This window comes from Neobacillus niacini, from assembly GCF_030817695.1.
GTDB lineage: Bacteria > Bacillota > Bacilli > Bacillales > Cytobacillaceae > Neobacillus > Neobacillus niacini_F.
Map to the genome: position 1 here is coordinate 338,665 of NZ_JAUSZQ010000003.1, position 14,840 is coordinate 353,504.

General features: G+C 39.3%; 15 protein-coding genes. 7 read left to right on the top strand and 8 right to left on the bottom strand.

Annotation, left to right across the window (positions count from 1 at the left end; genetic code table 11):
• Window positions 1–2: 2 nt before the first annotated feature.
• A complete protein-coding gene (gene guaC, locus QFZ28_RS25150; RefSeq protein ID WP_307197361.1) occupies window positions 3–986 on the bottom strand; it encodes a GMP reductase in 984 nt (327 codons plus the stop codon).
• A 148-nt stretch (window positions 987–1,134) separates the two neighbouring features.
• Here guaC and QFZ28_RS25155 point away from each other — a divergent pair, with 148 nt between their 5' ends.
• The gene (locus QFZ28_RS25155) at window positions 1,135–1,698 is read left to right on the top strand and encodes a YhcN/YlaJ family sporulation lipoprotein (protein ID WP_307197362.1); all 564 of its coding nucleotides are present in this window, start codon (window positions 1,135–1,137) and stop codon (window positions 1,696–1,698) included.
• Window positions 1,699–2,065: 367 nt separating this feature from the next.
• On the opposite strand, the gene QFZ28_RS25160 is transcribed toward QFZ28_RS25155, so the two are convergent.
• From QFZ28_RS25160 to QFZ28_RS25170, 3 genes are all read right to left on the bottom strand, one after another.
• The gene (locus tag QFZ28_RS25160) at window positions 2,066–2,497 is read right to left on the bottom strand and encodes a thiamine pyrophosphate-dependent enzyme (RefSeq protein WP_307197363.1); all 432 of its coding nucleotides are present in this window, start codon (window positions 2,495–2,497) and stop codon (window positions 2,066–2,068) included.
• On the bottom strand, window positions 2,448–3,653 hold the full coding sequence (locus QFZ28_RS25165) for a thiamine pyrophosphate-binding protein (RefSeq protein WP_307197364.1): 1,206 nt from the start codon (window positions 3,651–3,653) through the stop codon (window positions 2,448–2,450). Before QFZ28_RS25165 ends, QFZ28_RS25160 begins: the two co-directional genes overlap by 50 nt.
• Before the next feature lie 144 nt (window positions 3,654–3,797).
• Window positions 3,798–4,364: a hypothetical protein gene (locus tag QFZ28_RS25170; protein WP_307197365.1), complete on the bottom strand. Its 567-nt coding sequence runs from the start codon at window positions 4,362–4,364 to the stop codon at window positions 3,798–3,800.
• Window positions 4,365–4,665: 301 nt separating this feature from the next.
• Here QFZ28_RS25170 and QFZ28_RS25175 point away from each other — a divergent pair, with 301 nt between their 5' ends.
• The 3 genes from QFZ28_RS25175 (at window position 4,666) to QFZ28_RS25185 (ending at window position 7,536) form a co-directional block, all read left to right on the top strand.
• Window positions 4,666–5,631 (top strand): SHOCT domain-containing protein, encoded by a 966-nt coding sequence (locus QFZ28_RS25175; RefSeq protein ID WP_307197366.1) that lies wholly within the window; start codon window positions 4,666–4,668, stop codon window positions 5,629–5,631.
• A 183-nt stretch (window positions 5,632–5,814) separates the two neighbouring features.
• On the top strand, window positions 5,815–6,243 hold the full coding sequence (locus QFZ28_RS25180; RefSeq protein ID WP_307197367.1) for a DUF6508 domain-containing protein: 429 nt from the start codon (window positions 5,815–5,817) through the stop codon (window positions 6,241–6,243).
• A 177-nt stretch (window positions 6,244–6,420) separates the two neighbouring features.
• On the top strand, window positions 6,421–7,536 hold the full coding sequence (locus QFZ28_RS25185; protein ID WP_307197368.1) for an amidohydrolase: 1,116 nt from the start codon (window positions 6,421–6,423) through the stop codon (window positions 7,534–7,536).
• A 375-nt stretch (window positions 7,537–7,911) separates the two neighbouring features.
• Here the strand turns inward: QFZ28_RS25185 and QFZ28_RS25190 are convergent, their stop codons facing one another.
• The 4 genes from QFZ28_RS25190 to QFZ28_RS25205 form a co-directional block, all read right to left on the bottom strand.
• Entirely contained in the window at window positions 7,912–9,150 is a 1,239-nt protein-coding gene (locus tag QFZ28_RS25190; protein WP_307197369.1) for an NAD(P)/FAD-dependent oxidoreductase, read from the bottom strand.
• Complete coding sequence (locus QFZ28_RS25195) at window positions 9,147–9,479, bottom strand: (2Fe-2S)-binding protein (protein WP_307197370.1); 333 nt, start codon at window positions 9,477–9,479, stop codon at window positions 9,147–9,149. Before QFZ28_RS25195 ends, QFZ28_RS25190 begins: the two co-directional genes overlap by 4 nt.
• The gene (locus tag QFZ28_RS25200; RefSeq protein ID WP_307197371.1) at window positions 9,472–9,747 is read right to left on the bottom strand and encodes a (2Fe-2S)-binding protein; all 276 of its coding nucleotides are present in this window, start codon (window positions 9,745–9,747) and stop codon (window positions 9,472–9,474) included. Before QFZ28_RS25200 ends, QFZ28_RS25195 begins: the two co-directional genes overlap by 8 nt.
• A 77-nt stretch (window positions 9,748–9,824) precedes the next feature.
• A complete protein-coding gene (locus tag QFZ28_RS25205; RefSeq protein WP_373428160.1) occupies window positions 9,825–11,438 on the bottom strand; it encodes a sigma-54 interaction domain-containing protein in 1,614 nt (537 codons plus the stop codon).
• A 184-nt stretch (window positions 11,439–11,622) separates the two neighbouring features.
• On the opposite strand from QFZ28_RS25205, the gene QFZ28_RS25210 reads away from it, so the two are divergent.
• Genes QFZ28_RS25210 through QFZ28_RS25220 form a run of 3 tightly spaced genes read left to right on the top strand, consistent with a single transcriptional unit; the run spans window position 11,623 to window position 14,812 of the window.
• Window positions 11,623–12,825: an NAD(P)/FAD-dependent oxidoreductase gene (locus QFZ28_RS25210; protein WP_373428161.1), complete on the top strand. Its 1,203-nt coding sequence runs from the start codon at window positions 11,623–11,625 to the stop codon at window positions 12,823–12,825.
• Window positions 12,825–13,862, top strand: a complete 1,038-nt coding sequence (locus QFZ28_RS25215; RefSeq protein ID WP_307197373.1) for a proline racemase family protein — start codon at window positions 12,825–12,827, stop codon at window positions 13,860–13,862. Before QFZ28_RS25210 ends, QFZ28_RS25215 begins: the two co-directional genes overlap by 1 nt.
• The gene (locus QFZ28_RS25220; RefSeq protein WP_307197374.1) at window positions 13,859–14,812 is read left to right on the top strand and encodes a proline racemase family protein; all 954 of its coding nucleotides are present in this window, start codon (window positions 13,859–13,861) and stop codon (window positions 14,810–14,812) included. The genes QFZ28_RS25215 and QFZ28_RS25220 overlap by 4 nt, the downstream gene beginning before the upstream one ends.
• The last annotated feature ends 28 nt before the right edge of the window (window positions 14,813–14,840 follow it).

Here is a 14,840-nt window from a genome sequence, read left to right on the forward strand (position 1 = left end):
CTTTAATAAACCTTATCGCCGTTAAAAATAGAATTCTTGACAATAACATAATCGACATGACGGATGGCGTCTAACTCTTTTCCCCCAGCATAGGAAATAGACGATTGTAAATCTTGCTCCATTTCAACAAGTGTATCGATTAATGAACCTTTGTGTTCGACTAGCATTTTTTTGCCTTCTACGTTTTTACGTTCTCCTTTTTGATATTCCGAAGCGGAGCCGAAGTATTCTTTATAAAGCTTCCCATCTCTTTCAATTGTTTCGCCAGGAGATTCTTCATGACCAGCAAATAAGGAGCCAATCATCACCATACAGGCACCAAATCTTATTGATTTCGCAATATCTCCATGGGTACGAATTCCACCGTCAGCAATAATCGGCTTACTTGCTGCCTTTGCGCACCAGCGAAGAGCTGCTAACTGCCAGCCGCCCGTTCCAAATCCCGTCTTAATCTTCGTGATACATACCTTTCCAGGTCCAATCCCAACCTTTGTTGCGTCCGCACCCGCTCGTTCTAACTCACGAACAGCTTCTGGAGTTCCAACATTGCCCGCAATCACAAAACTCTGGGGTAAGTATTGCTTAATATGTTGAATCATCTTAATCACAGCATTGGAATGACCGTGTGCAATATCGATTGTTATGTATTCTGGAGAAAGCTGTTCTTCTGCTAATTGTTCAATGAAACGATATTCCTCCTCTTTAACGCCAACACTAATCGAGGCGAATAATCCGCGTGATTGCATATCTTTAATAAAATTAAGCCGCTTTTCCGGTTCAAAACGATGCATGATATAAAAATAACCTTTTTCCGCTAAAAAAATTGCAATCTTGTCGTCAATAATGGTCTGCATATTGGCAGGGACCACAGGCAGCTTAAAGGTTCTGTTGCCAAAAGCAACGGTTGTATCACATTCTGATCTGCTATTGACTACACTTTTTGCCGGAATTAATTGAATATCTTCATAATCGAATACACTATCCATAAGGAGCCTCCTCAAACAATATCATCAATGGTTTAGTGTTTTTGGAATCGTATCTTTTTATTCTTTTTAAAAAAATTCCGCCAAATCTCCACATAAAAAGAGGAGATAAAGGTAATTGTAAGCATGAACTCATTTTAGGAGGAATTTTATGAAAACAATTAAAATCATATTGACCTGCCTCATTATAGCTGTATTCGTGGCTGGGTGTAATATGAAGGAAGAAGGAAGAGAAACGGATCAGCACGGCGAGATGAGTAACCGCAATTTTGGTGCCCTCAATCCGGTAAAAAGTTTAGGTAATCCAGATTTAAACTTTATGGACACTAACACTAACAATAATAATAACACTAGGACGGATAGAAATGGTTTATGGGTAGTGGAGGAAGCAGAAGATAACGTACAGAAATTAGAGGAAGTCAAACGTGCGAATGTCATTGCGGTGAACCGTAATGCCTATGTAGGGGTTGTTATGGTTGATGACTTTCATGGTGAACTTTACCCATACGTTGAAGATGAAATTGCACAACAAGTACGTTCTGCGGACGGAACCATCCAAAATGTATACATCTCAACCAATCGTGACTTTGTCAGACAAATGGGCCAATATCGAGACAAAATACAAAATGGCAGACATGCAGATGGACTAAATGGAGGATTTAATAACATGGTTCGCAGAGTCTTTAATAATCATACTGGGGTTAACCAGGACTAATCTGACTATATGTCATAAATATGGAAGGGAGAAAACATACCTGAGTAGGTGAAGATGTTTTCTCCTTTTCTTTTTTCAAGGCTCTGTATCTGAATGTTGATTTCACTGTGTTTGAAAAATAAACGGAAAAATTCCGGCTAAATTGGGAAATACCCATATTTCCTTAAAAATAAAGGAAGTTTTTCCGGTTATATTATCCAAATCTTTGGATTTTGTCTTATTTAAAACAGTTAATCGGAATATCTCCGCTTATATCTGCTTCTTAAGCTGCCTCTATATACATTAGCCGGAAATTATCCGCCTATGAGTTCTCTTACCTACACGAAAATCAACAATGAATAATAACAGAGCCTTTTTCAAAAAAAGTCTATTTTTGGAAAGCATCGATCAGTGTAAGTTCATTGGTCTGATGTAAAGCATCCTTCAATGCTTGTTCGAACTCACTCAATAGAGTGGGCCTTACTCCTTTTACTCCAAAGCTTTCAGCAAGCTGTACAAAGTCAGGGTTTCCAAAGTCTGTACCAAAGCTATGACTGAATTTTTCCTGCATCATTTGTTCTTCTAAAAACAACGAAGAATTATTTAACACAATAACGATAAACGATAGGCCTAATCGTTTCGCCGTTTCCAACTCAGCAATATTCATTAATGCTCCTCCGTCCCCGGTAATACAAATAACGGGAGCATTAGGGCAGGCTAATTTGGCACCAATGGCACCAGGCAAGGCAATTCCCATTGAGGCTAATCCATTAGAGATAATCAAGTCGGCCGGCTTGTTTTGGTTGATAGGTACGGGCAATGGATACCTTGTGCGCACCTACATCAGAAACCACGATAGTCTCTTCTGTTGAAAGTTTTTCAATAATTGTTAGGATATTTTCTATCGTTAATGTTTGACTGCCCTGAGGGCTTAGATTCATTTGATAAGAATCGATAATCTGTCCTTTTCGATTTCCTGAAGGAACCCACGGTTTAGAAGCGATATCCAGTTTATTAAGGGCCTTAAATGTCTCCGTTAAATCCCCGACCAATTCCTCTCTAACAGGGTAGTATTCATCGATTTCAGCGGGCAGTGGATCGATATGTAAAATTGGTCGCATTTTTTTATTCCAGTCTTTAGGGAGACTTTCAATAAAATCAAAACCAACTACAATTAATAAATCAGATTCCTCCATAATCGGTAATACTTCATCCTTCTTATTAAAACCAAATGTAAAATAATTAAGCGGATGGTCTTTAGGCAAAATCCCTTTTCCCATAAAACTATGGATAACAGGTGACTGAAGGTTCTCTACAAATGTGCGGAGTTCTGCCACTGCGTTTTGCCTTATTACTCCATTTCCTACAAGAACAAGTGATTTTTGGCTTTGTTCTATTAGAGTACGAGCAGCCTCAAAAGATTGAGAAATAGGTGTAGTTTTTGGAATAGGTGTTACAGGTATTGGACGGGATGTAACCATTTGGGTTGCTAGATTCTCTGGCAGTTCAATTAAAACAGCTCCCGGCTTTTCCATCTGCGCCACTCTAAATGCCTTACGAATGATCGATGATATGGTTTGTGGATCTTTAATTTGAACACTCCACTTTGTAGCGGGTTCAAAGATTTTAACAATATCTACATATTGGTGTGAGTCTTGATGCTGCCTTTCAAAACCTGCTTGTCCTGTAATAGCTACTACCGGCGAATGATCAAGATTTGCACTTGCTAAGCCTGTCAAAAGATTGGTTGCTCCCGGCCCTAATGTCGCTAAGCAAACGCCAACTTTGCTGGATAATCTACCGTAAACATCTGCCATAAACGCTGCTCCCTGTTCATGACGAACATTTACAAACTTAATTTGTTTAGATTTGGATATAGAGTCCATCAGGTCAAGGGTTTCCTTCCCCAAGATGCCAAAAATATACTCAACGCCTTCAGTTTCTAAGCATTGAACGAGTAAATCTGTTGCCTTCATAAAACGCTCCTTTCGAAACTGCCTTTTTCCTATTTTCCCCTTTCGCAAACTAAAAAAACTATTTCGTCGTGAAATAGTTTTTTATGTGCCATGGGGACGGTTCTATTGGTCTATATCCGTAATAATCAACAGGAATCAGAACTTTCACCTTGGTCTAAGTGAGTTTGTAATTTTAGGCAGTAATCGCAAGACAAGTTCAATCCATAACCAACAATATACAAGTGAAAAGGAGTAAATAATGAAGATATTCAATACTCTAAATTCTATTAAAAATGGCCCTAAAACAGGGAATTGAAAGACATAGAGTAAGAGGCAAATCCCTATGCATAGAAACAAACTTGAAAAAGTAATAACCTTCCAAAGCTTGCTAAATAGGACAAACCCAAGGCCTATCCCAATCGCCATTGCGCCAGTCGTAAATGGAAAGACAAACAATTCAGAAGGCTGAATGAGCAGTAATAGGAAAATTGTAAGAAGATAGCTCAAGATCCCATACGATGGTAAAATCAACACGCTTATGATGATGGGGGCAGTGGAAAAGGGACTTATGAGCATTCCGATTCCTGGGATGACTCCTCCTGCAGCCTGCAAGATAGCGGCGATTAAAGCCATTAATGCAGAAGCAACCAATTTAAAGGCGAAGCTTTTCTGATTACTTAGTATATTGCTAATTGGTAAGATGGTTTCCTTTATATCTTTATTCAAAAACATTAAGTAATCACCCTTTTTGTCTCAGGTAAGAAAATTAGGAATAGTGCCAAGCTCTCTTCCTATGTAAAAGATAGCTTGGATTAATATATGATGATTTTTGATACCTATGATAGGGTGCAAAGAAAAGTTTTTTTGCCGCCAGTATAAATGATGAAAAAAGGGGAAATAAATTTTTTGTCAAAAATTTTAAATATTTGATAGGAAAAATGAAATACTTATCGAATTATTTACTTACAAGATTAGTAAATTTGCTAGGTAAATAAACCTAAAAAAGAAAGCATTTCGAAAGGAAGTCGTCCAGTTGAGCAACCCAGAAACAAATAATTCATTAGAGTTAATTTTGACGAATGCATTAAGAGTACCAGGAGTTAAGGTGAACCGTACAGAGTTCTTATCTAAGGCCTTGGTGGATCATATAGGTTACAATGATTTGGCTGTTGTATTAGAAAAAGGACCAATTGAAGCGGGAGTAAACATTACTACTCTGGACAAACTGGCTAAATCCTTAATAGAGAAAAGGACTCTTCAAAGTACCGGAGCATCCTTCGCTGCCGGAATACCTGGCGGATTAGCAATGGCTGCTACAATTCCTGCAGACACTCTTCAATTTTATGGTGTATCCTTGCGTTTAGCTCAAGAGTTAGCGTATCTATTCGGTTACAAAGACTTGTGGGAAGACGATAAAGTAGATGCTGAAAGAGTAAGAGGTGAACTTACCTTATTTTTAGGAGTTATGTTTGGGGTTGGCGGTACTGCTTCCGCACTGAAGGTGTTGTCCTCTAAGGTTGCACAGCAGGTGTTAAAAAAGCTGCCGCAAAAGGCACTGATGAAAACAATCTATTATCCTATCATTAAGAAGGTAGCCGCAACAATTGGAGTAAAAGTAACGAAGAAAACATTTGCTCAAGGTGTTTCAAAAGCGATTCCATTATTGGGCGGTGTGATCTCAGGTGGTTTAACCTATGCATCCATGAAACCGATGGGAACACGGCTAAGGACTACTTTATATGATTCTGTTAATAACTATACAAAAGATGACTTAAATAAAGATTTACAAAATATGAGAAAAGAAATGCCTGATTTTATTGATGCTGAGTTTACTGATATAGAAGAAAACGCGGCCGAGGAAAACAAAGGAAAAAATGTAGGATATAGTGCAGCTGATGAAATCCTTAAGTACAAACAACTATTAGATATGGGTGTCCTAACACAAGAAGAATTTGATAAGAAAAAAGAAGAATTACTATTTAGCTCCAGTAATCTCTAGCAGTAAACATTCTTAGGAACTGTTGGCAATACTAAGGCGGTAACTTCTTTTGAGAAGGTACCGCTTTTATTTTTTATTAGTAGAGGATTATGAAGAAATATCGAGAAAAATATTTTTAAATCGTACTATAATAGAAGTTGGAAGTAAAAGGAATCTAAACTGATGTAATATGAGGAGTATCCAATGCATACCTATATACAGCTACTAAACTACATACCTTATTTTAAAGCTGAGAATATAGAGTTTTGCAGATGGGAGGGGATGTATCCAAATTATGATGAAAAGTTAAAGGAATTTATAAAGGAAGTTTATAATACGGATTTGATGAAAAGCGATTATTTACCTTACCTAGATGAAAGGTTATTAGACAGGGATTATTCTGCTGCTATTCCTACGGCTGATTTTGAATTATTAAGAGCTATCTTAACTTTTTATGTGCGTCAAGACCGTTTCTTTGAAGGTGCATGGGCTGGTTCTGCTAAAGATGGTGTATTTTTAAGAATTCTCAATCGATTAAAGGAATTAGACGGATATCTAAAAGTGGACGATATAAAATTACAAGAAGCCATTAAAAAAGCAAAGCCAGGGCAGATGAACGAGGACAGAAAATAATAGAATTATATGATGAAGAGTATCCAAACACCGGTATAACAGATATTAAAAAAATAGACTTTGTCATTTGGCAAATAAGAGGTTAAATATTACAGTAACTATAGGGAAAGTCTTAAGAGTAAGTTTAGGCTTGCAGATACATTGCAGATAAACTCTAGGAAGGGAGTAAAGAATCCGTTGAATTTAAAAAATTTTGAATTAGCTAAACAACTGCGTCATGAATTGCACCGGCATCCTGAAATTTCTAATGAAGAGGTTTGGACGAAACAGCATTTAATCAATTTCCTAAAAAGGCATACGATGCTGGAAATCGTAGATAGAGGCCAATGGTTCTATGCGATTTATCGAGCAGGTGAAGATAAAAGTAATATTGCTTTTCGTGCAGACTTTGATGCACTTCCTATGCCGGAAGTAATTGACATTCCACACGCTTCCAAGAATCCAGGGGTTTCCCACAAATGTGGACATGACGGGCATGCTGCAAGCCTAGCCGGATTTGCACTGGAAGTCGACCAAAAGGGTGCGGACAAAAACATCTTTTTCCTTTTCCAGCACGCGGAGGAAACGGGAGATGGCGCTATCCAATGTGCCAATTTTATTAAGGAACATAACATTGAAGAAATTTTCGCCTTTCATAATATGAGTGGAATGGCCTTTAATTCGATTAATGTAATTGACGGAACCGCTCATTGTGCATCCAAGGGCATGACAATCCACATGGAAGGTTCTCCTGCTCATGCCAGCCAGCCTGAGAATGGAGTCAATCCTTCATTTGCTATTGCAAAGATCATTGATGCCATTCCAGAGCTTAGCTCTCCTGAAAACTATGAGGGTTTGGTACTTTGTACTGTTGTACATGTAAACATAGGGGAAAGAGCATTCGGTTTAGCAGCAAGCAAAGGTGACCTTCTTTTAACAATCCGTGCACTGTACGAAGCAGAATTGGATAAACTTCAGAAAAACCTTGAAAATCTTGCACGAAAGCAAGCAGTAAAGTACGGACTGAAGATAAGCTTCTCCTATAACGATGAATTTCCGGAAACTGTAAACCACAAAGAAAGTTCTGATAAAATCCGTAAGGTTAGCCAACGAAAAGGATTTCAGTTGGTTGAAATGAAGGAAGCCTTCCGTGCCTCAGAAGATTTCGGCCACTATACGAAGTTAACAAAAGGTGCTATATGCTTCATCGGAAACGGTGAAAATTACCCTCATATCCATACCTATGAGTATGACTTCCGCGATGAAATCATCGAAACCGCAGTGGAACTTTTCAAAGGACTTGCTGAAATATGAGAAACCCGAAGTATAAGCTAGGGGTATAGAGACCTTATCGATCTGGTTAGGTGTCGTGTGAAGTATAGGAATTTAACTAAGGCGGGGTTTCTACGGATTCCGTCGCTTGTAAAATTGTATTTAAGAAATAACCTGGAGAATAGGGATGCTCCGGGTTATTTCTTTTTGTTATTTAGATTAGATAAAAGCTCTATCCAATTTGAGGGGAAACCTATGCTACAAACACAAGAGCATCTTCATATTCGTGAATTAATCTGTATCTTTATTTTTTGTTAGTAACCGTTGGATAACGTAGATTGGAAAATTGCAATAAAATTGATGGTTAGATCATAAAAATTTCAGTCATGTTATTTCCAGAATCATTCATTCTTTCTTTTAGCCTATCTCCTGTAAAGAATCCAGTTCTTTCCCATAAAGATCGTCCCAAAGCTCATAAATTTTTCCGCGACCGTTTGCAATTTCAGGGTTGAATTGGATAGCAGCGTTTTGACGGACAGTATGAACGTTCTTCATTGCCTGTTCAAGTTTCTCGTTGATATCAGTGCTACCTTTTCCGGCGTGTTTAGCAATCGAAATGCCGGCAGTTGTTCCTTGGGCCATGGCGATTTTCCCGCTCTCGATGCCAGTGATATTTCCGGCAACAAATAATCCTTCGAGCGGAGTTTCCATTTTTTCAGAATGATGCGGAACATGTCCACCAAGTTCCGGAACATATTGGAATGGGCAGCCGGCAACTGCTGTAAGCTCTGCTAACGGATACAAGCCACCTGCGATACATACGAAATCTGCTTCGTAAATTTTTTCCGTACCTTTGATCACATTTCCATTTACATCAATATCTACGGTTAGGACGCCTTCTACCTGATCCTTGCCAAGAATTTCAAGGGCTGCTTTTCTAAGCTGCAATGGTGTGCCATTCACCTTAACGCCGCTCTTAGGGAAAAATTTCATTCCTAATTTGCGGAATCCTTCATTTTTCATAAAACCACTACCGAAACGCAAGATTGGTGACGGGGCAAGATGGGCCGCATTTAGAAGCGACTTCATGACTTCCTCTGGTTCTCCGGCATTTTGGCTAAGAGGGCTCTTTTCTGGCAGAACAATACGTTCCACATTAATTCCAGCTAATTGTAGCTCGTTTAAAATCGCAAATGCTAGAATGTTAGCACCAATGATGATGCCTTTTTTGCCGACCTCGACGCGATGAACATTGGTCATGACCTGTGCAGCCCCGATGGACATAACACCTGGAAGAGTCCAGCCTGGCACAGGAATTGGGAACTCAGCTGCCCCAGTGGCTACCAGCACATAAGGGGCTATCAGTGTTCCTATATTAGTATGAACATTCCATGAATCCTTATCTTTTTCAAGGTTATATACGGAAACGCCGCAGCGGATATCTACTGACCGTTTTTGAGCTTCATTGTGCAGACGCTCTGATTCTTTTATTCCATTCCACCATTCACCAGACGGTTCCTGGTGCAATTGTCCGAGTAATCTTCCACCGGGTCTGACAAATTCATCAATGACGGTTACTTTTAAGCCATTTTCAGCACAGGATATGGCACCAGCTAAACCGGCTGGTCCAGCTCCAATTACGATTACATCAATCATTGTTTCTCCACCATCCTTTTCACAATATTAGGATGTTGTTTCCCGCTTTCAACAACCATCTTTTCCTTCACAACAGTTAAACAAGCTCTTACATTGGCCTGTCCATTTACATTTACACGACATTCCATGCAGTGGCCGATATTGCAATAAAACCCTCTTGGTGTTCCACTTTCCTCATGAACACGCAGTCTTCTCACACCGTTTGCCAGCAGAGCTGCCGCAATTGTTTCATTTTCATGTGCTTCATATTCTTTTCCCTCAAATGTGAATGGAATCCTTTTTCTATCATCTAATTTCCCTAAAACTGGATGATCTATAATTCTATTCATGATTTTCACCTACCATTCCAAATGTTACAGGGCGAATTGGAGGCTGATATTTTAATGGGATATCTCCTTCTTCTGTATTAGGTACGATACTTTCAATGATCCGATCGACCATGACTCTGCAAGTGCGTCCTCCACAAAAACCCATTCCTGCCCTTGTTCTAAGCTTAAGTTCCCTGGATGTGCATTGATGTTCTTTTGCTGTTTCGAAAACTTGTTCATAGGTAACCTCTTCACAACGGCAGATCACAAGTGCTTCTTTGTTATTCATTTGGGAAACCCCTCTCTTCAGCTATATGTAAAAATATAATGCAAGAATCGTACCAATTTTGAAGGCTATATTTTAAATTAGCTTAAGCCGAGGCGTTTTAGACGATTGTAAAGGGTCGCTCGGGTGATTCCTAGTTTTTTCGAGCATTCTAATTTGTTGCCATGGGTTAATGCCAATGCTTTATCGAGCACCTTTCTCTCGTGATGATCCATTTCCTCTTGAAGCGGCAAAATAACCATGTCCATTTCCATGTTGTTTTCCAGAAAGTCTGTATCAGATGAAGCCGAATAGCTCATTACTGAATGAAATGGCAAATATTCTTTTCGAATGACACCATCTGTCGCAAAAACAACAAGACGTTCAATGACATTACGCAGTTCCCGGACATTGCCTGGCCAATCATATTGAAGCATCTCTTGCATAACTTCTTGTGAAAAATGATGGATCGGTCGCTGATAGCGTAGGGAAAAATCATTTAAAAAATAATGAATTAGTTCAATGATATCTTCGCGACGTTCTTTTAAAGGAGGAATTTTTAAACTAACGACATTCAGCCGATAATATAAATCCTCACGAAATTGGCCTTCTTTTATTAATTCTTTTAAATCCCTATTTGTTGCGGCAATTACCCGGAAATCAGCCTCAATTTCTTTTTCGCCGCCAACCTTGTAATACTTTCTTTCCTGAAGCACTCGAAGCATCTTGACCTGCATTTCTAATGGCATTTCGCCAATTTCATCAAGAAAAAGAGTCCCGCCTTTAGCAAGTTCAATTTTTCCTCTTTTACCTCTATGATCCGCACCGGAAAAGGCACCGCGTTCATAGCCGAATAATTCACTTTCAAATAATGAGGCAGGAATGGCGCCGCAGTTGATTGAAATAAATGGTGCATCAGGCCCTTCGGTTGCTTCATGAATGGATTTGGCAAAGACCTCCTTGCCGACCCCGCTTTCTCCTAAGATCAATACAGTTGATCGGACAGAGCACACCTTTTTCGCCATTTGCAACGTTTTTTCCATCACAGCGCTTTTCCCTTTAATGTCATTAAAGGGATCTGAAGGCCTGTATTTCGCCATTTCCTGTTCTAAACGGTGAACCTCTGTCGACATATTAAATAATTTTTCATTAAGAACAACCTGGTTTGTCACATCGGTTTCCGATACAACTGCCCCGATAATACTTTCATTGAAGTAAACAGGGTTTGCATTTATATGAACAAATAGATTAGATCTTGCTTGGTGATGCTTTCCCCGAATTCTTTTTCCTTTGTGCAATGATTCTAAGATTTCTAGGTTCTGATGTTCAAAGAATTCTATTATTGGTTTGCCTAAAATCTCATCTTTTTTAACGGAGAAGATTTTTTCGGCTCCTTGTGTCCAAGTACGGACACGCTCATTCGCATCGATCACTGTCACTGAGGCGTCCATCGTTTCAATGACAGTTTCATAGAAAGCTTTTAATTGATTATAAGAATCATGCAAAAAATCAATGATTTGTTCATTTGTGATGCAGCCAAGCGCTTGACCGCTTGAATCGGTGACGGCAACGAATGGATAGTGCTTGCAAGCATCAGCTAGTACAGAGAAGGAATCATGCAAATAAACTCTTCCTAAAGTGCTTTCATTATCTACTCGATTTAGATGGATAAAATTATTTTCAATTATTTCTTTGACTGATGGTAATTCAAACATGACAGCCTCCTTGGTATGTAAAAATTCTTTTACACAGTTTAATATTTTATACACTAATTTATCAAAAATTTTGACAACTGTATACGGTTACAAAGAGAATATTTTGAATAATTGTAAAAATGGTTTGGGATTTGTTGTTTTTATACATTTATAAAAGTTGGCACGCCACTTGCATTAATAAATGATGTACAGACGAAGGGAGGTTGGTTTTGTGAGCTATCATTGTGATGTTTTGGTTATAGGCGGGGGGATCATAGGCTGTGCAATTGCCTATTATACTTCTAAATCTGGACGAGATGTAACAGTTATTGAAAAAGGTGAATTTGTCAGTGGTACTTCATCCCGCTGTGATGGAAATATTTTAGCTATTGATAAAGATCCTGGCTTTGACAGTCAAATGTCACTTGTCAGCCAGAAATTAGTGGATGAATTAAGCAAAGAATTGAAACAACCTTTTGATTATCGAGCCCCTGGAAGCATCCTTGTCTGTGAGACAGAAGAAGAAATGGAAGCCGCACAAAAGTGGGTTGACCGTCAGAAGGAGGCCGGTTTGCCGTTCAGGATGCTGGACCGTCAAGATATTCGCCAAGATTCTAAGTATTTTGCTGATGATTTATTAGGCGGCTTAGAGTGTGCAACAGATTCAACTGTTAACCCATATCTTCTTGCCTTTAACCTTCTTGAGGGTGCAAAGAAGATGGGCGCTAAAGCCCATAAACAAACTGAGGTTACTGGAATGAGAAGGAAAACGGACGGTACATTTTCCGTTGAAACATCTAATGGGATTTTTACCGCAAACCATGTCATTAATGCTGCAGGTGTATGGGCTCCATATATTGGCGAGATGCTGGATCTGTCCATTCCCATTAAACCAAGAAAAGGCCACATCATTGTGGCATCACGCCAAGAATTTGTAGGGCCAAGGAAAGTGATGGAATTTGGCTATCTTATCTCCAAATTTGGTGGAAAGCGTCAGGTTGATCCGATTACTGAAAAATACGGCGTAGCCCTTGTTTTCGAACCAACTGAAAGTCAAAACTTCCTGATTGGAAGCAGCCGTGAATTTGTTGGATTTAATACAAAAATCAACAATGAAATTATTAAATGTATTGCCAATCGCGCCATTAGATTTTATCCGAAAATGGCTGACATGATGGTCATACGCTCTTATGCAGGCTTACGTCCTTGGACAGAGGATCACTTGCCAATTGTGTCAGAGGTTGAGGGAATTCCAAACTATTATATTGCTGCCGGTCATGAGGGAGACGGAATTAGCCTTGCTGCTGTAACTGGAAAAGTGATAGAGGAAATGCTTAACAAAAAGGATACTTGCATCCCAATTGAACCGCTAAGATTTTCTCGATTTAAGGAAAGGGTGTTGTACTGATGAAGGCAAATCGAATTTTTACAACAATTGATACACATACGGGTGGAAACCCGACAAGGACATTGATTAGTGGACTCCCAGATCTAATAGGAGCAACAATGTCTGAAAAAATGCTACATATGCAAAAGGAGTATGACTGGATTCGTAAGCTGCTGATGAATGAACCAAGAGGACATGACGTGATGTCAGGTGCGCTATTGACAGATCCATGCCATCCGGAAGCAGATATTGGTGTTATCTATATCGAAACCGGCGGATATTTGCCAATGTGCGGACATGACACAATCGGTGTTTGTACAGCATTAGTTGAAGCGGGACTAATCCCTGTTCAAGAACCAGTTACCTCAATCAAACTTGATACACCAGCAGGCCTTGTTGAGGTAGAGATTAAGATTGAGAACGGAAAAGCAAAAGAGGTTTCCTTCTGTAATGTCCCTGCTTTTCTGTTAAAGAGTGTTTCAATTGATGTTGAGGGAATTGGAATCGTTGATGCAGACATTGCTTATGGCGGCAATTTCTATGGAATTATTGATGCCCAATCTGTTGGATTAGAACTCATACCGGAGAATGCATCAAAAATCATTGAAATAGGTATCAAAATTAGAAATACGATTAACGAAAAAACGGATATCATTCATCCGCAATATCCATTTATTCGCGGTTTGACCCATATTGAATTTTTCACTGAGCCAACCCATGAAGAAGCAGATGTGAAAAATACGGTCATCGTCCCTCCAGGCGGAATCGATCGTTCACCATGCGGTACAGGTACATCGGCCAAATTATCTGTCCTTTATTCCAAAAAGGAGATAGGTCTCGATGAGGAATTTGTGCATGAGAGTATTGTTGGCTCTTTATTCCGTGGACGAGTCCTTAGAATAACAGATGTTCAGGGGGTGGAGGCTGTTATTACAAGAATCACTGGTTCAGCATGGCTAATGGGAATGCACCGGTTCTTTTATAACGAGGAAGATCCGCTTAAAGAAGGATTTTTACTCATTCCCCCAATGGAACATGAAATGGAGGATGTGAAATGAACATTCAAAAGGCTTATACAGCAACCGATGTACACGTAGCAGGCGAGGCTTACCGTATTATTAAGGATGCACCATTTATTCATTATCAAAGTTTACAGGAGCTGAATGAGCAATTTTCGCTTGCCTATGAGGAAGAAATTAAACTTCTTTTAAATGAGCCCCGTGGATTTGCTGGATTGAATGGCTGTTTGGTTGTTCCACCTTTTAAGAGCGGTGCCGATGTAGCTGTTGTCTTTTTCGATCATAACGGAACCGTTCCCATGCAATATGGCGGAATTGTTGCTGTCATAACCGCATTGCTGGAGTCTGGCCAACTAAAGGCAAAATCTTCAAATGAATACAGCGTTGAAACCGTCAGCGGTGTTGTTACTGTTACGGCTGTTATGAAAGACGATGAAGTGAAATTAGTTAAGTTAAAAAGCGAGCCATGCCAGGTTGTACAAACCCATTTGCCAGTGTCTTATTTAGATTTACAGACAGAGGCTGCTCTCGTTCAAGCCGATCATCTCTATGCGATTTTTGATAAAGCAGAGTTACCATTTGAGATTGAGATGGAGAACCTTCCTGACATTAATCAATGGGGGCAAAAGGCGATTGAAGCCTTAGAATGCAAACATGATGTCAGCCGAGTGATCTTGCTGGATCATTCGCAAAAAAGTGAAGGCAAAATCAAAACGGTAACATTCCGTCCGGATCGTTATATTGTGCGTTCTCCAGGATTTGGCACTCTAGCTGCTTGCAGCACCTATTTAATAGGAAATGGCGATATATCTGCAGACAGCCCAATTGAAAATGAAAGCATTTTTAATGGCAAATTGACAGCCGAACTTTCAGCACAACTTGAAACTGATTACGAGTTTAGTTTTTCAGCCCGCGGATTTATTACGGGTATGCAGACATATGTATTAGACCCAACAGATCCATTATCCGCAGGGTTTTTATTAAAATAAAAAACTATTAAATATTAGGAGGAAAATA